Source organism: Ornithinibacillus bavariensis, from assembly GCF_050433565.1.
In the GTDB taxonomy this organism is placed as follows: domain Bacteria; phylum Bacillota; class Bacilli; order Bacillales; family Amphibacillaceae; genus Ornithinibacillus; species Ornithinibacillus bavariensis.
On sequence record NZ_JBNPWZ010000001.1, the window covers coordinates 411,170 to 432,074 of the forward strand.

Genomic DNA, 20,905 nt, shown 5'->3' on the forward strand with positions numbered 1-20,905 from the left:
AAGGGCTTTCATGAGGGGTTAAGGTTGGGAAAGTAGAAAAGTTAGTCAAACCAGCCTTTTTTCTTAAACCAAATAATCATGAAAATAGTGATTATAGCCATTACAGCAAGAATAATAAAGTAGCCATATTGCCATTTAAGCTCTGGCATATGGATAAAGTTCATTCCATATATACCAGCGATAAAGGTTAATGGTGCAAATATTGAAGTAATCACGGTTAAAATTTGTATTACTTTATTTTGTTGGTAGGAGTTTAAGGAGATAAAATTATCCCGAATATCATTTGTTATTTCACGATTGGACTCTATCATTTCCGAAAGTTTTAATAAATGGTCATAGATGTCACGAAAGTATTCCTTTCGTTCCTCAATTCCAACGAGATGATGTGAATTTAATATACGATAAAGTAAATCCCGGATAGGGTGAATCGCATGACGTAGTTTTAATAATTGATGACGGAGCTCAAATAAATAATCGAGAAGAATGTCCATCGATAAATCGTGTGGATTTTGCTCAACCTCGTTAATTTTATCCTCTAGCTCATAAATTATTGGAAAAAAGTTATCGACTATCTTGTCAAATAGTTCATAAAAAATACGGTATTCATCCCATTCACTTAGATCCTCTATTAATAAGAAGTTATTCCATACTTGATTAACCTCATTAAGATCTGACAGATGAAAGGTAACGATATAATTTGGACCGATAAAGAAGTTAAGCTCATATTGATCAAAATCCGTTGGACCGAGTGTATGGGTGACGATTAATGAATAATCATCATAATAATCTAGCTTCGCTCGTTGTTGGCCAAAAATGCAGTCCTCAATCGCTAATTGGTGGAAATGTAGCACAGAATCAAGCTTCTTGATTTCGTCTTCTGTTGGATTATTAAAATCAATCCACCACCATTTGAACCTATCAAAGTCAACACTCTCAATCGTTAAATCTGTTATTCGTTCATTTTTATTTGAGATAGCAATTACTTGAATCAATGGATTTTCCCCTTCAAACTAAAGTTACTTCATCCTCTAAGTTTGTGCATTTAGCAGTCTAATTATGTATAAATGCTATTGGCTTTAATTTTTACATTACTGAGCGGTTCTATTATTCAATTGTCATTAGGAAGTTCATGGGTGAATGTAAAACACCATATTTAGAAACCATGTACAGGCAAATAGGTGAATTATCATCCTGAGACTTAGAAAAAAGACAAAAAGGAATTTCGTAAATGAAATTCCTTTTTGCATATTGTCATTCAATTGGTAATGATACAGAAATGGTCGTGCCTTCATTTTCTTCTGATTCCACCTGAAAATCTCCTTTATGGAGCTTTGCAATCTGTAAAGCAATGCTCATGCCAAGTCCGGTTCCTTCCACTCTTTCATCTGTATTGGTGCCACGATAGAAACGATCAAATAAATGCTGTTTCGTGCTCTCATCCATACCAACACCATTATCACTAATAGTTATCATTATTTGGTCACTCTCCGTAACATCCACAACATGTATATCAATCGTCGTATTTTTTGGATTATGTTTGATTGCATTATAAATGAGATTATCCATCATTCTCTCGAAAAGTCTTTTATTCATAGACAAATAGACTTCATAATTCAATAAGTGGACATTAATTGCATAGTCCTCAATGGTTCGATCGTTAAAGTATTTTTCCGTGATCGCCTTCAGGAATGCGTTTAGTTCTACAGATTCAAACAAGAAATGGTTGTTATCATTTTTTAAATGAAAACTTAGAGTAAAATCTTCAATTAGCCTAACCATATATTCACTTTTATCATTAATCGTTTTACCGATTTCAGTTAGTTCTTCCTTCGTCCAATCGTATCCTTCATTTTCTAATAGTTTTCCGTACCCTTGCATTGTGGTTAGCGGAGTACGTAAATCATGAGATATTCCTACCATCCATTCTTCTCTCGATTTTTCTAACAGTTCCCTTTCCTTTTTCGAGCTATTTAATTTTTCGGCCATAGTATAAAAAGCTTGAAAAACTTCTTTATATAATCGATAGCGAAATTTAACTTTTCCATTACGTTTAAAAATTTGTTTCTTTTCACGAGATGTAAGTACTTCTTCATATTGCTCATCTCCAAGCCTACTCAGGAAATTAGTGAAGATAAACAAAGGGTTCCCATATCGAAAACCATTCCAAATGGATACTAGGATCGTGATGAAAAGAACAATAAATGCAGTAACTGCAAAGGCAATTAAAACATTACGAGCTTCGTTAAACTCAATTTCCTTATTATTCTCATTTGGTGTGTAAAGTACCCATAATACTCCAGAATCTGGATCTTGATAGGTAGTTTCTTTAGTAGAAAAAGTATCTGGATATTCATCCCTTACAAAAACGTCTATCGGCTTTCCACTATCAATATCTTCGCCGATTGTTAGCTGTAATGTGTCACTTGAATCATAAATTTCTAGTTTTCCTTCGTTTTTTTCTAGTATAGCCTGTACGTAGGGGACATCCTTATCTGAAATATATCCCGCTCTACCATAGTTCTGTACAATTTGATGTAATAATTGATTCGCTCTATCCTCGTAGCCTAAAATAAATAGGTAATTATCTTTATATGTAGTTTCCAAATAAAAAACTAGTGAATATCCATAAAGCTCCTTCGACTCTTTTAAAGTGATTAAATCATTATGGCTATAAAATTTTGGAATATTGCTTGGCACATTTCCTGAATCAATGACATGTCCATCCTCATTAATTATTTGCACCCATACATTATCTTTGGAAAGGTTTTTGTCCCAGCCGTCAGTCATTTCTAATTCGGTGAAAGAATTCCCTGTATCCATGGAAATGGCTTCAATCATTGCTTGATAGTAATTATGTTGCGAATAATTTTGTGTAAAAAACAATACTGCAAATATTAAGGTGAATAAGATAACAAGCAGCATTGAAGCAGCAATTAGAATAAATTGCAGTAAAAAATTTAAAAATAAACGCCATCTTAACTTTTTCATGATATATTTCCTTTTACTAGTTTATAGCCAAGTCCACGAACTGTAACAAGATACTCAGGATTACTAGGGTCTTTCTCAATTTTTTCTCGAATTCTTCTAATATGTACAGAAACGGTATTATCATCTACATAGCTATCAAATCCCCATACTGCTTCCAGGAGGGTAGATTTGGATAATACAATATTTGGATGTTTACAGAAATAAAGTAATAGTAAATAGACCTGTGAAGGACAACTGACCACCTTTCCCGCTACGATCAATTCTCCAGCTGCTTCATCTAATACAAATCTTCCATATTCATATCGCTTCTGTGGAATAGAGGTATTTTGAATCTGACTTTCAGCCCTTCTGATATACGCTTTAATTCTAGCAGCAATCTCTAAAGGGTTAAATGGTTTGGTAACATAATCATCGCCCCCTGTTGCAAAGCCAGTCAGAACATCTAAGTCAGAGACCCTAGCAGTCAAAAACAGGATATAAGCGTTCGAAAGCTGTTTTATTTGTGGACAAAATTCAAACCCATTTCCATCAGGAAGCATGACATCAAGAATAATAATATCAACGGTATTTCCCTCTAAGAACTTCAATGCATCCTTTCCCGTGTGGGCTTTGTATACATAATGAAACCCCTCTTTATGCAACATTGTTTCTAGCATCGTTACGATTGATTTTTCGTCATCAACAATCAGTATAGATATATCTTTCAACTTCCTCACCCCAATTTATCATACCATTTGAAGTTTACGAGAAGTTGAACAAAAAATTATTACAGTAAGTAAGAATTCCATTAAGAATATGCCAACAACCCATAGAAAAGCAAAGGATCTCTCAATGGCACAGAATTATTAATAATTTATCTATTGGTAAACTTTTGTTCAATTTGTAGAAAACTGGAATTGCTACGATAACTTTAGAGATGAAGAAGGAGTAAAGAGAGATGAGAAGATTACAAATTATTGATGGGTTAAGAGGTCTTAGTTTAATAGGTATATTGATTGCAAACATGCTTATCTTTCAATATGGGATGTTTGGCAAGGATAGTATAACTAGCTTTCAGCTAACAGCATTTGATATGCCTGCATATGTGTGGGTAAAGATATTTGTAGAATCTAGCTTTATGCCTATTTTTTTGTTTTTATTTGGTTATTCTATTATTCTACTGAAAAATAAACTTGAATATCACAATAAAAGAACGATATGGCATCTAGTCCGTCGGTTCTTTCTATTATTGGTTATTGGATTACTGCATAGTACGTTTATTTGGGAGGGAGATATTTTATTTGCTTATGGGATGCTAGGTTTTGTGACTTTGTTCTTCTTAAATCGAAAGAAAAGGACACTTTTCATTTGGGCGATTGTTTTATTTACCCTAACATCTATCTTAGGACTAGGAGAATTTGAAAAATCAGCTAAGGAAATAACAAGTGCTGAAGCATATGTTCAGAAGGAAACGACAATTTATTCATCTGGAGGATATTGGGAAACCGTTGATTTTCGCTTGAATGCAGATCTTCCTTTAGGTATTCCAGATTATGCTTACTTATTTATTCTATTGTTGGCACCGATGATGTATTGTCCAATGCTTTTATTCGGGATGTATGCCGCTAAAAGTGGCTGGTTTACAGATCCTAGTCAGGAAAGAAAAGGGTATATCCGTTTTGCAGTAATCTTTTTAGTGACTGGGCTTATCTTAAAATCAATCAAATTCGTTTTCCTAGATTTTGCATTAGGTGAGAGTCTATATATGATTGGGGCACCACTTCTTGCAATTGGATATATCTTTCTATTCAGTATTCTATATACCGAAAAAAGGTGGAGCTTTTTATTGTTTTTTGAACAAGTTGGGCGCCTATCGATGACCAATTATTTACTTCAAAGCATCATTTGTACCTCTATTTTTTATGGATATGGTATAGGTCTATTTGGCAAGATCGGTGTATTTTATGGAATTATATTAGCTATCGGGATATATAGCCTCCAATTTATAGCTAGTTATTATTATTTAAGACTTTGGAAAATGGGGCCATTTGAAAAGCTGTTGAGGGTTTTCACCTATTTAACATGGAAAGGAAGGGTAAAGACCACTCTAAAGAAAAAGCAACATACGGGACAGAAAGCTGTGGGTAGTTAAAAAAGTATGGAGGGAGGATGGTAGTCCTCTCACAGTCTAACTTTAATAATCGATTTAAGGAGCGATATCTATTGGATAATACAGCAATGAAACTAATAAATCTGAAGAAATCAATAGGAAAGAAACAAATCATTAAAGGATTAGAATTTGAAATTAAATCTGGTGAAGTTTTTGGCTTTCTTGGACCAAACGGGGCAGGGAAAACAACAACAATCCGTATGATGGTAGGTCTAATGAGAATTACAGAAGGGGATGTGGTTATACAAGGTAAAAGTATAAAACATCATTATAAAGAGGCAATACGTGAGGTTGGTGCTATTGTAGAGAATCCGGAAATGTATCCGTTTATGACAGGCTTACAAAATTTAAACCACTTTGCTAGGATGATTCCTGGTATTAGTAAGGAGAGAGTTCAAGAGGTTATTTCCTTAGTAGGCCTGGAAAAAGCGATTAAGCAAAAGGTGAACAAGTACTCTTTAGGAATGCGTCAACGATTAGGAATTGCTCAAGCATTGTTACATAAGCCTTCTGTTCTTATTTTAGATGAACCGACTAATGGGCTTGATCCAGCAGGAATAAGAGAAATTCGTCAATATATTCGCAGGCTAGCGACAGAGGAAAATGTGGCTGTGATTATCTCTAGTCATCTGTTATCCGAAATAGAATTGATGTGTGATCGGATTGCAGTTATAAAGAATGGGGAGCTAGTCGCCATTCAATCGGTGAGTCCTATAGCAGATGACATAGAAGAACTGGTTTGTCGGGTCCAATTAGAAGCAAAACCAGCTAACAAAGCTATTAGCATTATGAAAGAAGAATTTGGAATGGATGGGGACTTCGATCGTGGATTGATTCATTTTCATTGTCAACGGGAACTCATACCAAACGTCATTCAAAGCTTTGTGAAAAACGATATCTCCATATATCAGGTAGAGGTATCAAAGGCAACCTTAGAAGATAAATTTTTTGATTTGATAGGAGAGAACACAATTGGTTAATTTTTGGCAGCTTACACAAAATGAATTAAAAAAGATTTACATCCAAAAGGCTACTTGGGTGATGTATATCCTTCTTACTGTCATTCTATTTGGGGCAGCATTAATTACAATTACTAGTGACTTCATAACGAGGGACTACAATGAAGACACTTGGCGTGAAGAGCTACAGGAGGAAAACAATAAATTAACGAAGGAGATGCAAGAAGAGGCAATTTTTCAGGAGTACAATACCGGTTTAATTGAACAAAACAATTATTATTTAGAACATGATATCATGCCACCAGGCTATGGTGCTTGGCAATATGTACACGAAAACATCATTCTAGTATCACTTATTAGCTTGTTCACTATTATTGTAGCGGCTGGGATAGTTGCTAATGAATTTAAGTGGGGAACAATCAAGCTATTGCTGATACGTCCTAGTTCTAGAGTAAAGATACTCTTATCAAAATATGTTGCAGTAATATTGTTTGCTTTGCTGACACTTCTTTTTTTAATAGCTTTTTCATGGTTGATTGGTGCTTTATTCTTCGGTGTTGATGGATTAAATCCCCATATGGTAATGGAGAAGAATAATGGATTAGCGTATGTATCAATAATAAAAGAAGTTTTAGTCGGATATGGTTTCAAGATGGTTAATCTAATTATGATGGCTACCTTTGCGTTTATGATTTCGAGTATTTTTAGGAGTAGTGCTCTTGCTATTGGTATAGCTGTATTTTTAATGTTAGCAGGAAACTCAATTGTCATGTTTTTTGCAGAACATAGCTGGGCAAAATTTATTTTGTTTGCGAATACAGATTTAAGCCAATATGTAAATGGTAACGAACCTTTCATAGAAGGAATGAGTCTAACATTTTCTATCATCATCCTATTGATTTATTATGCCTTTTTCGTAATCTCATCTTGGATTGTATTTGTTAAGCGTGATGTAGCTGGTACGTAAAAAGCTTATTTTAATCATAAAAAACCCTTTTACCCTTATTTACTATGGAAAAGGATAAAAAGGATTCTAGTTTAGAAAGATTTAACTAGAATCCTTTTGAAAATGTAAGGGGGATAATAAACACAGTAATATTGTAATCGAGGTACATGTTCGCTAATCTGTCTGATCTCGTCTTGGATCTTTTTTACGTAGCAAGGTTTCCTCGTCCGTCTCCTCGGCAAATTCCGTTTGTAAATTTCTTCCTGGTACATAACGCATATTATCCCTTTCCTTTTCCTCTCCGTCCTGTATATACGCATGTAGCAAAGGCTCTGTTAGGGCTAGGAAAAATGCAGCGAATAAGGAAGCTAATATAACAGGCATATCTGTGACGATTAAAAAGCTTCCAAGTACGGCAAGTGTTGCGAATGCCAAAACAAAATCGGCCAGTGTTGCCATTAGATTATTTGTTCTTGGTAGAATATACTGATCCCCAACGAAGTAAGAGACACCTGCTGTTAGGATACTGACGACTATTAAATTCATGATATTGGCGTGATAAAATATCCCAAAGATCGAGAAAACAACAATTGTACTAATGATTAGCTTAATCCCAATTACCTTCCAGTTCAGATTCAAAGCGAAACACATCCTTTAGATAAGTTTTAACAATAACTCGTCCACAATAAATGATGATGGTATTTCTCTTATTATTTGGCAAATCACTTAAAAATATGATATCAATACGATGGAAAATAAAATTAGAAAAGAGGAGTTTACATGAAATATTTTGCTGTATTCTTACCTATGAAGGACGAGGAGAAAAGTAAGATTCACAGGCCAGAGCATTTACGTTTTTTAGAGAAGAAACAACAAGAGGGTCATATATTTGCGAAAGGCCCCTTTACCGACGGAGCGGGTGGTCTAGTCATTTATAAGGCACAAAATCGGAATGCTGTCGAGGTGATAGTCAAAGAGGATCCCTATATTCAAACTGGTGCAAGAGGCTATGAAATCCATGAATGGGATATGAAACAGGCATAAATAGAAGGACTGTCCCTTTAGATAGGTGCAGTCCTTCACGCTTATTAGCCTCTAGCAGCAATTCGCTGATTTTCAATTATTTTAATTGCGACAGATTCTGTAAGTCGCTTTGTTGTTTTGGGAATTAACGATTTTAATACGGGATTAACCATTGGCCCCATTAGTCCTTTTGCAGACATTGTAAGATAACCAGTCATTTTCGTTTTATAAGCTGTTATGCTCTCTGCCTCGAAATAACCATTTCCTGTCACATTTTCACTGATTCCAGTTAACGTAAATCGGACACTCGTTGGTTTTTTCCACTCGGTAATATCAATTCGCATATTAACAGTTTTTTGGATTTTTCCGATATCTCCTTTAAACTTCCAAGTCGACTGTTTTTCATTAAGTATTTGATGGTCAATATACCCGGGTACTAAAGGTGCCCACTTATTCATATCGCTAACAAACTCCCAGATTTTTTCAATTGGTAAATCCAATTCCTTGGAATAGGTGCCTCCAGGCATAGCACAACCTCCTTTATTCTCTTATAACAACCCATATAGTAACGAAAGTCTGACATAAACTCCTTCTATTAGCTGCTTTGTTCAACTTAGGGTTTTGAAGAAATTGTTTGTATCCATTGGACAAAAATACAACCTTCACTTTAATTCATGTTACAAAGTATATTAGGATTATGGTTAATTATTCACGAAAGTTTTGCTACAAATGAATGAAGTTTAGATATTGTCGAAAAATGTAGAACGAATGCAAATAATTAATTTTCTTTTGAATTATTTTATCTAAAATGCCATTATGCAAAAATATTTCCAAGCAAACTTTATTTATTGTGTATTTTACCAGTCGATTTAGGTCGCAAATTTAAAAAATGAGTATTAGTCACGGTGTTTAAAATATGGTATTTATAATACAAGGGTATGAGAAGGAGGTATGATAATGAACCAAACAGAATTTCTTGAATTAAAAAGGATAGTAGAAAGACATGAAGAAACAATTGTACAGCTAATGGAAATTATTGCCGCAACAAATAGAAGATTGTCTGAAATTAGTCTAGCTAGATTTACATAATATAGCACTTCTAATCTTATTTCTGCAATAATCCTCTTATAGCCCTTTATGGCCCCTCTCTCCAAGGTTAACCTAAAGGAGTAGTCCATCCTCGGACTACTCCTTTCCTCTTTTTTACCATTGTTATAAGAAAATAGTAAATATACGATAAATACTATTTGTAGAAATATAAGGGGATTTGTCGTACTTTCTCTTGAGAATAAAGCATGAAATTGATAAAATTATTAGGTATGAATTGATATAGGCTTACTCATACATTATATATAGATAAATAATCTTATAGAAAAATGTTTTTCAATCCGAATAAGAGGAGATTATGTTTATGTGCGGTATTGTAGGATTTGCAACTAATTCAAATGATATAGATAAAGCAAGTGTTATTCAAGAGATGATGAATACCATCGGTCATCGTGGACCAGACAGTGACGGATATTTCGTAGATGGGAATATTACATTAGGTTTTCGTAGACTACAAATTATTGACCTGACAACAGATGCTAGTCAGCCCATGTTTAATGAAGATGACTCCATTTCAATAATTTTCAATGGAGAGATCTACAATTACCAAACTTTAATGGATGATTTAAAGGAAAAGGGCCACATTTTCAAAAGTCAAAGTGATACAGAAGTCATTATTCATGGATATGAGGAGTACGGAATTGATATTCTTCAAAAGCTACGTGGGATGTTCGCTTTTGCACTTTGGGATAAGAAGAAGGAATCACTAGTTATTGCTCGTGACTTTTTTGGTATTAAACCACTTTATTATACACAAAATACTACCGATAATTCTTTACTTTTTGGTTCTGAAATTAAGTCATTCTTGAAGTTTCCAGGCTTCCAAAAAGAATTGAACAAACAAGCATTAAAGCCATATTTAACTTTCCAATACTCTGTTCTTGATGAAACCTTTTTTAAAGGAGTATATAAATTAAGACCGGGTCACTATATGATTTACAAGAATGGTCAAATTGATATTAAGCAATATTGGGATATTCCATTTGATACGGAAGAAAATTCATTGGAATATTATGTGGGAAAAATTAAAGAAACGATGGAAGAGTCGGTTAAATACCATCGTATTAGTGATGTGAAGGTTGGTTCCTTCCTTTCTGGTGGAGTTGACTCAAGCTATGTTACAGCACTCCTAAAGCCAGATAAGACTTTCTCCGTAGGATTTAAGGATTATGAGGGAATATTTAATGAGACGAACATCGCAGCAGATTTATCAAAACAGCTTGGGATTGAAAATCATCAAAAGCTTATTAGTGTTGATGAATTCTTTGATGTTATTCCAACTGTACAATACCATATGGATGAGCCACAATCTAACCTATCCTCAGTTCCGCTATATTTCTTAGCAGAATTAGCAAGCAAGCATGCAACTGTACTCCTATCTGGTGAAGGTGCGGATGAAATTTTCGGTGGATATGCATGGTACGAGACATCTAAAGAAATGCGTGCCTATGAAAAGCTTCCATTCTTCTTAAGAAGAGCAGTTTCTAATATAGCGAAGAAGTTACCTGAAAATAGGATTACAACCTTCTTTACTAAAGGTGGTCAAAGGGTAGAGGAGAAGTTTATTGGCCAAGCTAAAGTATTTGATGAAAAGGATGCAATACATGTTTTAAAAGATGATTACAAAAATGCACCATCACCTGCAGAAATTGTCCGCGAATCATATGAAAAGGTTTCAGGAAAAGATAATGTGACAAAGATGCAATATGTCGATATGAAGCATTGGCTACCTGGAGATATTCTCTTAAAAGCAGATAAAATGAGCTCTGCTCATTCTATCGAGCTTCGCGTTCCTTTTTTAGATAAAGAAGTAATGGAGATGGCTGGAAAGATTCCTGCACATTTAAAAGTTAATGATATTGATACAAAATATGTACTACGGAAAGCTGCAAATGAGGTACTTCCTGACGAATGGGCAAACCGTCCAAAGGTTGGATTTCCTGTACCATTCCGTGACTGGATGAAGCAATCCAAATATTATAACCTTGTAAAAGAAACCTTTGAATCCGATATAGCAAAACAGTTTTTCCATACAGAAGAACTTGTGAAATATTTAGATGAGCATTATAACGGTCAAGTAAACCGTGCTCGTTATATTTGGACAGTGTATGTATTCCTCGTATGGTATAAGCGATTTTTTGTAGATATAGAAGATTAAATGGTGTATCAGAAATTTATAAAAGTGCATTCGCCGAATTTTTTGGCGAATGCTTTCAGTACACCTATGTAGATAGTAATTTTTTACTACTCTGTACAAATGGAAAAGTGTGACTTACCTACTAATTCCACATATTGCTTTCAAGATGCCTGCGAGATTACCAAGGAAGGTAAGTTGGTGATTCACCGCAAGCAAATAAACATTAGATCACTAACTTTCAGTGGGAGAAACCCCTTATTGAATGTTTGTTAATTTGCGGAGAAACTAGTGTTTTTGACCTATAAAGTGGTTATTATTTTTTAACAATGGACTAAAGGGAGTAGTTCACAATGAAGTTAATTTTGCGAAACTCATTCCTATTATTTATTGCATTCACAGGCACAATCCTCCTGATTACTCAGGGGGATAAATTATATGCGTTTGTGCATGATATTTTTGATGAATCTAAGGGAGTTATTACCATTGTAAATGTCGATTCTCATAATGGCTACCCGATAAATGGAGCAACATTTCAAATAATTGACCCAGAGACAAAGCAGAAAATAACAGAGCTTATTACATCTAGTGATGGGATAGCAGAATCAGAAAAGTTACCACTAAATAGGCAATATCAAGTAATACAGTCAAATGTCGTCCTGCCTTACCAAGTGAATGACGAAACCCTAATGGTGGAATTGAAAACAGAAAAAGAGACCATTGAATTTCAAAATGAGATATCCTCTGTAGTTACTGCATTTAAACGAAATGACAACAATGAATTAATACCAACAGAAATGAAACTTCCAGTTGAAGCAACACTTCAGCAGCCTGAATTGCCTAATGGCTGTGAGGTAACATCTTTAGCAGCTATTTTAACTTATTATGGGTATGAAGCTGATAAAACTGAACTTGCCGATGATTATCTTCCAAAGGTACCATTTGAGGTTATAAATGGTAAATTATATGGGGCAAACCCTATGGAAGCTTATGCTGGTGATCCAAGAAGTAAAAACCAAGGCTTTTATAGCTATGTCCAGCCTATTATTGAAACCGCGAATCTATTTTTCAAGTCAGTAAAAGGTGCTCATCAACCAGTGGATATTAGTGGGAGTACTGAGAAAGAATTGCTAAGCTATATTTTAGAAGGTATACCTGTAATCATTTGGACAACCATTGATCAAAGAGATCCATTATTTAATTATTCTTGGTATATCCGCGATACTGATAAACGTATAGATGTACTTCGAAACTCTCATACTGTAGTTTTAACGGGCTTTAGTGAGAATCAAGTATTTGTAATGGATCCACTCAAGGGAAACATAGCATACCCTAAAAAGAGATTCTTTGAAATATATGAGATGGCTGGTAGCCATGCGATGATAATACAATAATGCTTGCAATAGCTGAATAACCGTAAGAGGCTTGGACAATTTTATTACCTATACAATAGTCCTAATTATTGAGAGACCAAAATAAGCATACCACGATACTCTATGCTTATTTTGGTTATTTTTGATACAAAAAAATAAGTATATTAATCTGTTTCACTCAATAGCTTTTCGATAGCATACCCAACGCCATGCTCAGTATTTTTCTTTGTAACCATATCACATTGTTTTTTAATGTCCTCTTCAGCGTTTTCCATTGCGATACCAATACCAGCATCAAGTAGCATACTTAAATCGTTATAATTGTCTCCAAATGCAACGACGTCTTTCATATCAATTTGTAATGAATCTGCAAAAAACTTTAGAGCAATTCCTTTTTGCGCATGCACATGATTAAATTCAAGATTTATACTCCCAGAGGAAGTGATAGCAATTTGATTCTGATCCCTTAAGGATTGCTTCACTCTATTTAAGGCTGTCTCATCTAGTGAAAAAGCAAGAATCTTATATACTTCAATGGCAGGATCATGAAATAATGTATGATAATCCTCGGTAAATTTTACCCTTTCGTCTTGAAAGCGTTGCTCAACAGCAATTTGAATTTCTTCTTTTGTAAATGTTGGGTGGGCGGTGACCATTATATCTACTAATACATCCCGAAAATGCTCTCGACTTACGGAAAATATCCCTTTGTTTGTAAAAACTTCAAAATACATGTTTTCATTATGACATGCCTGTTGAATGGATAGACAAGAGGTCGGATCCATTGGAGTACTTTGAAGTAAATTTTCATGGAGATCGTGGATGTTTGCACCATTAAGGCTAATAATTGGAAGTTTTAAACCTACTTCCTGAAGAGGTTTGTATGCTGCTTCATATGAACGGCCTGTTGCTACAACTACCTGAACTCCTTTATTTAAAGCGTGTTTAATAGCGGTACAATTTTCTTCGCTTATTTTCCCATATTCATTTAATAATGTCCCATCCATATCAGTTGCTATTAATTTCATGTTTTATATCTCCTATATATTTTTGATGTACATCTATATTATAGCTGAAAAATAAAAAAGACCCAAAGATAGCTGCTGTACATAACCCTAGCCTAATAAAACGCAATTAATAATGTTCTGTCCAAGAGTACACTTAGAGAAAAGTGAACTTTAATTAATAGGCATTCAGATAACTAATTTCTAAAATGGTTAAAGAGCGTGGTGCTTAGTGAATTAAGTAATTAATAATGATTCATTATTAATGGTAAATATAATAAAAGGTATTTACTCAGTTATTAATTTCATATATAATTCTTATGGACTAGTTCAAAAGAAGGGGGGATAATTATGGAGACTAATCAAAATGTAACTGTTTCGAATCAGTCTAATGGTTTAGGAATAACTTCTATGGTACTAGGTATAGTTGGTCTTGTTTTAGTATTTGTTCCGGGATTACCATATCCACTTGGAATATTAGCTATTATTTTTGGTTTAATTGCAATGAAAAACCCTGTGAAAAAGGGGTTTGCAATAACAGGATTAATTACTGGAATCATTACTATTATTTTAAAAGTTCTTTTCTGGGCTGCATTAGCTTCAATATTTACATACTAATAATATTTAAACAAAAAAGTTCTTCCCATTTTAATATGGGAAGAACTTTTTTAATTATGGGTTACAAACTTACAATTCCTAGTTCATATCATACCATTAATAAAATAATATATTTATTTTCGGTCTAGGTTTATTCACCTATTCACATCCGATAATGAAAAGAATCAATAAGGGTACAACTTCCACCACCTGAATTTCAGTAACAGGTGCATTATTTATTATTCAGAAAAATCCAATAGTTTTATTATCAAAATCCTTAAGAATACTTTTAATATCTTTTTCATAAAGTATAGAATCAATTTCTTCTGCGATTAAAAGGTAATTTCCTATACTATCATCTGTTATATAGCTATTTTCTTGTTTTACTTGTATTATTTCTTGATCAGCAATTTTTTGGTGCTAAAGGCATTAATTCACTTCATAAATGTGACTTTATCTTTATTTTTTGCTAGTACTGTAGTTGGCAACGTAGTACTTAGTGATAATAATATAATTATGATATTGAATAGTTTTTTCTTCATGTAAATATCCCCCTTTTTTGCAAAAATTTGAATTACAAGGCGCCGCCAGTTACATATTAATTAATTTTCGGATTAGTGGAAAAAGACTTTCTGTTGGGAAATATAGCAATTGAGAAGCAAAAACTATTATTAAAATGATAGATTTTGAATAATAAGTTGTGTTCATTTTTTTTCATATACTCAAACTATTTATTTAAAAAATACAAATAACTTTTTTAATAAATAGAATGGTTTCTTAATCTAAACACATTTTTAGCTATAAGAATAGATAATACTTTGGAACTTTAGTTGTGATGCGCACTTGCGATTCTTATTGTATGATAACTTAGCAACTGCTAACATATACAATTTTATAGTAGTAATACATAGATTTTCAAATAGACAGTTATATAGTAGCTCAACAGTAGGGGGTACAATATGGTGATAAGAAATTATCAAAAGAGATTCCTTATTCTTTTCCTTATTGTGATGATTATAGGTATGTTAGCGGTTGTTCTGTTCTTCACTTTTGTTAAATCTCCCTCCAGTAAAGCAAAAGCCGCAGTTGAGGAATTCTACGCTTATGAACAGGATGGGAATTTTGCAGAGTCATGGAAAATGTTCCATCCATTTATGAAGGAACGTCTGGAGAAGAATCAGTATATAGAAGATCGTGTCCAGGCTTTATTTAATGACAATGGTGTACATACATTTTCATTTACAGTGGACGATCCAGAATTAATTAAAAATTGGCAGGTAGATGAAGACAGTGAGCCAATCGAAGAAGTATATAAAACAGAAGTGAGACAATTTTTTGAGGGCATCTTTGGAAACTTTGAGATTGTTCAATCGGTTTATGTTACGAGTCTTGATGGAGAGTGGACAGTACTTTGGGATTATAATGAATCAGAAGATTTCTTGAAAATGGATGAAAATTAGGTAATTTTCATCTTAACTTTTTAATGACTTTCTCATATGATAGAACAATAACTTGTCTATATTAAAAACGAATAGGAGGAAGGATTCATGAGTCAAAAAATTGCTATCTTGATTCTTCATGGTGCTGGTACTCCTGAGACAAATTTTGCAGATAAGTTAGTCAAGCGGATTAAGGAAACATTTGCAAGAAAGCTTCCTAAACAAAATGCAGAGGCTGAACTCATTTTTCAACCTGTTTATTGGTCCCAAATTTTTGCACCAGAGCAAGAGAAGTTGTGGGAACTTCTCCGAAAATATCGAGATTTGGATTATGCTCGGCTTAGGAAGTTTGTTATTGAGTTCTTAGCAGATGCTGTAGCATATCAACCTACCAAACAAGGCGGACAAAATTATGATAAAGTACATGCCTTAGTAGCAAAATCAATTCAGCAACTACGAGAAAGAGCAGGGAAAAAGGCTCCTCTATGTGTCATTAGTCATAGTCTAGGTACGGTTATTGCTAGTAATTATTTTTATGATCTACAGTATAAAAATCGTTATATTGGCCAAGAGACAAAGGAATGTATTGGCATCGAACCAATCGAACAATGTCAAACATTAACTTTGTTTTATACATTGGGTAGCCCAATGGCTCTATGGTCTCTTCGTTATATTGAATTTGGCTCCCCGTTAGTAGTACCTTCCCCTACACTAAAAAATTATTATCCTAATTTACAAGGCGAATGGCTAAACTTTTACGATAAGGACGATGTATTAGCCTTTCCATTAAAAGCAATAAATGAAGCATATAATCAAGCGGTTACAAAGGATGTTGCAGTTAATGCCGGTGGATTAATAACTAGCTGGAATCCGTTGTCCCATTTAAAGTATGATACCGATCAGGAAGTAATTCAGCCTATTGTTGATGGGCTAATAAGGACATGGAAGCACGTAAATAAACAAGTGAATATTCCATTTTCTTAAATACCTTACTACAAACTTATAAATCTATGAATTGAATAAAACATGTATTTAGCTATAACGAAAATGGTTATTATTGTAATCCTATGTTGGTAGTAGAATAATTGAAACTGCTACTCTATCGTTCATTATTAGGGCTTTAGATCTATTTGTCGTTACTAATCTCTATATAAATACTTAGGGAAATGAAGTTCACTAAGAATATCGAATAAGGGGAAATATATCCTATTTTTAATATTTTTATAAAAAATATACTAACGTATACATTACAAAACTCCTAGTTATGTGGTAAGCTTTCTCTTAAATTGATGAGGATTACTAGATTCATTATGCATAGATATTAATACGGTCCCCACCGATTAAATATGTTAGTAATGGAGGAATTTTCATGGGTCATGATGTAAGAATGCAAAAGACTGGCCAGAAAATTGAGAGTAATCATCCTTTGTACCATTTCAAACGGAAAGTTTGGAATGTGCATGTTGACAGGCATCCGGCCATTATTTTTGAATGCAAAAATGAAGCGGATGTGATCGAAGCAGTAAAATATGCACAAGAGAGGAATCTGAAGATTACTGTCCGTGGTGGCGGATTTCATCCTGCTGGTAAGTCTGTTAAAGATGAGGCTGTTTTAATAGATTTATCCTTAATGAATCATATTCATGTAGATGAAGTGACTAAGGTTGCGACAGTTGGTGCAGGTGCAAAGATTTATGAAATTGATGAGCTAACACAGGAATATGGCCTTGCTGTTCCACTTGGCAGTTGTGCCAATCTTGGTGTATCTGGATTAGCGCTTGGTGGAGGATTAGGTTACTTGAGGGCAAAATATGGGCTAACAAGTGATAATGTAATTGCAGTTCATATGGTAACTGCCAAAGGAGAATTAATTTATGTCAATCGCTTTGAACATCCTTCCTTATTTTGGGCTATTCGTGGAGCAGGGGCGAACTTTGGAGTTGTAACGAAATTTGAATTGAAGCTGTACCCTGTTGGTCAATATATTTTAGGAATTGATGTTGTGTATGACTATAAGGATGTACAGCAGATTCTGGAAAAAGTAGAGGAATATCGCAAATTCGCTGTAGATGATATTTCATTTAATGTGGTCATCACAAATATTGCCCCAAATGGAAAGGGGAGCATTTCTACCGTACGCTTAATAGGGATGTACATTGGTGAGTTGAGCCTCGAGGTAGAGGAAAAAATTATTCAACCACTGCTTACCTTAGCAGAACCAATTACAGATAATACTGAAGTAATGACTTATACTGATATGCAAAAGAAATTTGATCCTTTTGTTCAGGAAGGCTTTGCAATTGAAGGTATCTCTTTATTTTTTGATGAATTAAATCAAGAAGCGATCAATATTCTTTTAGACGAATTTAATAAAACAGACATTCAAGTGACAATACATTTATTGGAGCTTCATGGTCAAATAAATCGTATATCAACTTATGAATCAGCTTTTACAATCAGGGATGGTAGCTATCTCTTAATAGTAGACGCAGAAATTGGAGCAAACCCAGAACATACATCAAAATGGATCCGTCAAATTTATGAGAAATTACTACCATATTCCTATAACAAGACATCTTATTTAAACAGTTCCCACGAAAATGAGGAAGTATATCGAAATTCTTATAAATGTATTCATAATACCTTAGTAAGGTTGAAAAAAGAGTATGATCCATATAATTTATTCTGTTCTGAACATAAATTAATCGAGTAACAAATAAAGGTAAGCTGTTCGTAGCTTACCTTTTCAATGTTTGAAATGAATACTTTATTTTAATAATTGCATGATTCGCTTCGTAAGTTGAATTCTATTCTTTACATTTGCTTTTTGATAAATACGGCTTAATGCTTTTTTGACAGTAATCTCTGCTATATATAGTTCTTTAGCAATATCTAGGATTGTTTTTTCTTCTAGTAGTAGTTTGACAATTTCTTGTTCTCTTTTTGTCAATGAAAATTCCTCAATAATTACGTCTAATTCGTTTTTCTGTTTGTACTCTTTTAAAAATTGGTTGAGATAAGGAGCTAGCCTCGGACCACTGACATCCAATAAAAATGTAGGTGTTGGGTTATGTTCACCATAGTCATAATGTACTGCTTTTGGAACGGTTTGAAAACCAAACTTATATAGAAGATCTTGAAATAGCTTTAAAGGTGTTGATATAATAAGCCTTCCCTTTGAAAATATTAAAGGAAATAAACTATACAACAAGTGAGCACGAGCAGCACTATCGGATGGATCCTTATAATTTTGATAACGAATAAAGTAACCAGCAGGTTTTTCTACTGGTACATTATAGTAACTTTTTTCCGCTTCTGTTAAACCTTTAAAGTAAGCTCTAGACACAGGTTCATTTTCCAAAAGTGGTAGTGTCTCTTTATGTATAGGGACCACAATGGATATTCCAATAACCTCTCCATTAATTCTTTTCAATAAATTAGATCCATCGTAGCCCATCTTTTTTATATATTCAGGTCCTATTAGCTTTAGCTCCTGCTTATTATGTTCTATTGATGCATCAAACTGAAAGGACAGGTTGGTAGTTCTGTTATAATAATTAGTTATACTTTCCGATATGTTTTCCTTTATGTACTTAAAAAAACTCTCCACTTCTTCAAAGTTGTATTCACCTATAGGTTCTAAATACATAGATGTATCTAATGCTGTATCTTGAAAAAATACCGATTGGATAACATCATCACCAATGTGATAAAAAAATGATGCTATATCTTCTTTAGTAGGGTAATTTATAACTCGATGATAATAATATTGAATAATTTTGTTAGTTAACGTTTCGTAACGCTCTGGATTTTTATGTTTTAATTCAATTCGAATGGTATCTCGGATTAGCTCTTGAATACTCCATCCTTTCTTTGCTTTATGCACAAAGGAAAGTGATATAAGTTCATTAAACTTTTTATTAGAGATTTCTTCTTGAAGAATTGTAGATATGACTTGTTGATCAAACTGATGAAATAATGCTGCAACCTCTATTAAACTTATTATTCGCTCGTTTGTTGCTTCACTTAACCATCTTTTAGTTAAAGCACCTAATAACTCGGAATCGGATTCATATTTTAAGCTAACCTTTGATGAAATATTGCTCATCGTTGCTAAAGAAAGTAGTAATGGATTGCCGCTTGTATATTTCCATATTGCTTGTATATCACTACTTTCAGTTATCTCATTTTTCGTGAGGAATAGGAGTGTGTCATCATAGGTGAATGGATTTAATTGAATTTGCTTTGTAATTTTACGCCACGCAGGAGACTCTACCCATTCGCCAGTCAATGGTTTTCTACCCGCTAAGATGATGTAAAAGTTTGGCCTTAAATAGCGTAATAATGTCTCGCGATACCACCTATCTAAAGTAGATAATTGCTCATAGGAATCAATAACAATAATAATTTTCTCCCCTAGTTGGTTGAGAATCTGTAAGCTGCTTTCTACTTTTGTTGGTGGAGAATAGTCCAATTCATGTGTTGCAATAAATGTTGTCAGGGAGGCTTGAAAATGGCTAAATAGTCCTTCGGCTGTATTGGGAAAATCACGAGCATCTAAATGAAGGAAGGGAATATGTTGCGCTGCAGCAATTCTAGCAAACTTGTTAAGCAAAAAAGTTTTACCAATTCCAGCACTACCGTAAAAATGTATGATCCTCTGTTTAGGGTTTTGTGCTGTTAAAAAATCACAAAAGAACTTCAACTCCTCATTTCTACCAACAAAATAAGCATCTTCTACTTCCTGAATAATTTCATTTATTCCTTTGAAAGATGTTGAAGAACCTTCATGTATGTTCAATTATATTCCCCCTCTTAGGGCAATTTTGAAGAGTTGGATAATTTAAATGTATTACAGGGGTAGGATAGTGTCAAGACAAGTGTATGACTTAGTAAGTATAGATTACATAATTAGTCGTACCTTAATAGAGGAACAGGTAAAACTTCTGTTCAATACCCACAAGGAGTGATCAGTTTTGGCAAGAAACAATAGTAAATTGTTAGTGCCAGGTGCAAGAAATGCAATGGAACAAATGAAAGAAGAAATTGCTAACGAGCTTGGTGTGAGGCCAGGAGCGGATACTACTGCACGAGAAAACGGATCTGTGGGGGGCGAAATGGTCAAACGAATGATCCAAATCGCCGAACAGAGTATGCAGAATCGAAGATAGTAGCATACTCGGATA

The 20,905-nt window shown here is 33.9% G+C and carries 19 protein-coding genes; 12 read left to right on the plus strand and 7 right to left on the minus strand.

All coding sequences use genetic code 11. The annotated features are described in order from the left end of the window. Positions 1–41 precede the first annotated feature (41 nt). The 3 genes from corA to HNR27_RS01860 all read right to left on the minus strand — a co-directional run bounded on the left by corA (position 42) and on the right by HNR27_RS01860 (position 3,695). Entirely contained in the window at positions 42–992 is a 951-nt protein-coding gene (corA, locus tag HNR27_RS01850; protein WP_212920539.1) for a magnesium/cobalt transporter CorA, read from the minus strand. Between the two features lie 259 nt (positions 993–1,251). Beyond that, on the minus strand, positions 1,252–2,988 hold the full coding sequence (locus tag HNR27_RS01855) for a sensor histidine kinase (RefSeq protein ID WP_212920540.1): 1,737 nt from the start codon (positions 2,986–2,988) through the stop codon (positions 1,252–1,254). Then, on the minus strand, positions 2,985–3,695 hold the full coding sequence (locus HNR27_RS01860) for a response regulator transcription factor (RefSeq protein WP_212920541.1): 711 nt from the start codon (positions 3,693–3,695) through the stop codon (positions 2,985–2,987). Before HNR27_RS01860 ends, HNR27_RS01855 begins: the two co-directional genes overlap by 4 nt. Before the next feature lie 230 nt (positions 3,696–3,925). Here HNR27_RS01860 and HNR27_RS01865 point away from each other — a divergent pair, with 230 nt between their 5' ends. From HNR27_RS01865 to HNR27_RS01875, 3 genes are all read left to right on the plus strand, one after another. Beyond that, positions 3,926–5,119, plus strand: a complete 1,194-nt coding sequence (locus tag HNR27_RS01865; RefSeq protein WP_429338551.1) for a DUF418 domain-containing protein — start codon at positions 3,926–3,928, stop codon at positions 5,117–5,119. A gap of 71 nt (positions 5,120–5,190) precedes the next feature. Further along, the gene (locus tag HNR27_RS01870) at positions 5,191–6,117 is read left to right on the plus strand and encodes an ABC transporter ATP-binding protein (protein ID WP_429338829.1); all 927 of its coding nucleotides are present in this window, start codon (positions 5,191–5,193) and stop codon (positions 6,115–6,117) included. Then, positions 6,110–7,063 carry an ABC transporter permease gene (locus tag HNR27_RS01875; protein ID WP_429338552.1) on the plus strand — a complete coding sequence of 318 codons (954 nt, stop codon included), beginning with the start codon at positions 6,110–6,112 and terminating at the stop codon, positions 7,061–7,063. The genes HNR27_RS01870 and HNR27_RS01875 overlap by 8 nt, the downstream gene beginning before the upstream one ends. Before the next feature lie 153 nt (positions 7,064–7,216). Here HNR27_RS01875 and HNR27_RS01880 read toward each other — a convergent pair whose 3' ends face one another. Continuing rightward, complete coding sequence (locus tag HNR27_RS01880; RefSeq protein WP_429338553.1) at positions 7,217–7,681, minus strand: YndM family protein; 465 nt, start codon at positions 7,679–7,681, stop codon at positions 7,217–7,219. Between the two features lie 141 nt (positions 7,682–7,822). Here HNR27_RS01880 and HNR27_RS01885 point away from each other — a divergent pair, with 141 nt between their 5' ends. Then, entirely contained in the window at positions 7,823–8,086 is a 264-nt protein-coding gene (locus tag HNR27_RS01885) for a YciI family protein (protein WP_212920544.1), read from the plus strand. 44 nt (positions 8,087–8,130) lie between these two features. Here the strand turns inward: HNR27_RS01885 and HNR27_RS01890 are convergent, their stop codons facing one another. After that, positions 8,131–8,592, minus strand: coding sequence for an SRPBCC family protein (locus HNR27_RS01890; RefSeq protein WP_212920545.1), 462 nt, complete (start codon positions 8,590–8,592; stop codon positions 8,131–8,133). Positions 8,593–9,022: 430 nt separating this feature from the next. On the opposite strand from HNR27_RS01890, the gene HNR27_RS01895 reads away from it, so the two are divergent. The 3 genes from HNR27_RS01895 (at position 9,023) to HNR27_RS01905 (ending at position 12,700) form a co-directional block, all read left to right on the plus strand. Then, positions 9,023–9,154: a hypothetical protein gene (locus HNR27_RS01895; RefSeq protein WP_280530740.1), complete on the plus strand. Its 132-nt coding sequence runs from the start codon at positions 9,023–9,025 to the stop codon at positions 9,152–9,154. 322 nt (positions 9,155–9,476) lie between these two features. Then, on the plus strand, positions 9,477–11,330 hold the full coding sequence (gene asnB, locus HNR27_RS01900) for an asparagine synthase (glutamine-hydrolyzing) (RefSeq protein ID WP_429338554.1): 1,854 nt from the start codon (positions 9,477–9,479) through the stop codon (positions 11,328–11,330). A 329-nt stretch (positions 11,331–11,659) separates the two neighbouring features. Then, positions 11,660–12,700: a C39 family peptidase gene (locus HNR27_RS01905; RefSeq protein ID WP_429338555.1), complete on the plus strand. Its 1,041-nt coding sequence runs from the start codon at positions 11,660–11,662 to the stop codon at positions 12,698–12,700. A 143-nt stretch (positions 12,701–12,843) separates the two neighbouring features. Here the strand turns inward: HNR27_RS01905 and HNR27_RS01910 are convergent, their stop codons facing one another. After that, a complete protein-coding gene (locus tag HNR27_RS01910) occupies positions 12,844–13,707 on the minus strand; it encodes a Cof-type HAD-IIB family hydrolase (RefSeq protein ID WP_429338556.1) in 864 nt (287 codons plus the stop codon). A 327-nt stretch (positions 13,708–14,034) separates the two neighbouring features. Between HNR27_RS01910 and HNR27_RS01915 the strand changes: the two genes are divergently transcribed. The 4 genes from HNR27_RS01915 (at position 14,035) to HNR27_RS01930 (ending at position 18,432) form a co-directional block, all read left to right on the plus strand. Then, positions 14,035–14,301, plus strand: a complete 267-nt coding sequence (locus HNR27_RS01915; protein ID WP_212920549.1) for a DUF4190 domain-containing protein — start codon at positions 14,035–14,037, stop codon at positions 14,299–14,301. A 938-nt stretch (positions 14,302–15,239) separates the two neighbouring features. Then, entirely contained in the window at positions 15,240–15,740 is a 501-nt protein-coding gene (locus tag HNR27_RS01920) for a hypothetical protein (RefSeq protein ID WP_429338557.1), read from the plus strand. Positions 15,741–15,827: 87 nt separating this feature from the next. After that, positions 15,828–16,703: a chemotaxis protein gene (locus tag HNR27_RS01925; protein WP_429338558.1), complete on the plus strand. Its 876-nt coding sequence runs from the start codon at positions 15,828–15,830 to the stop codon at positions 16,701–16,703. Between the two features lie 385 nt (positions 16,704–17,088). Continuing rightward, positions 17,089–18,432 carry an FAD-binding oxidoreductase gene (locus HNR27_RS01930; protein WP_429338559.1) on the plus strand — a complete coding sequence of 448 codons (1,344 nt, stop codon included), beginning with the start codon at positions 17,089–17,091 and terminating at the stop codon, positions 18,430–18,432. A gap of 54 nt (positions 18,433–18,486) precedes the next feature. On the opposite strand, the gene HNR27_RS01935 is transcribed toward HNR27_RS01930, so the two are convergent. Next, positions 18,487–20,520 carry a LuxR C-terminal-related transcriptional regulator gene (locus HNR27_RS01935; protein WP_429338560.1) on the minus strand — a complete coding sequence of 678 codons (2,034 nt, stop codon included), beginning with the start codon at positions 20,518–20,520 and terminating at the stop codon, positions 18,487–18,489. Positions 20,521–20,695: 175 nt separating this feature from the next. Between HNR27_RS01935 and HNR27_RS01940 the strand changes: the two genes are divergently transcribed. Beyond that, entirely contained in the window at positions 20,696–20,890 is a 195-nt protein-coding gene (locus HNR27_RS01940; protein ID WP_212920554.1) for an alpha/beta-type small acid-soluble spore protein, read from the plus strand. Positions 20,891–20,905: the final 15 nt, after the last annotated feature.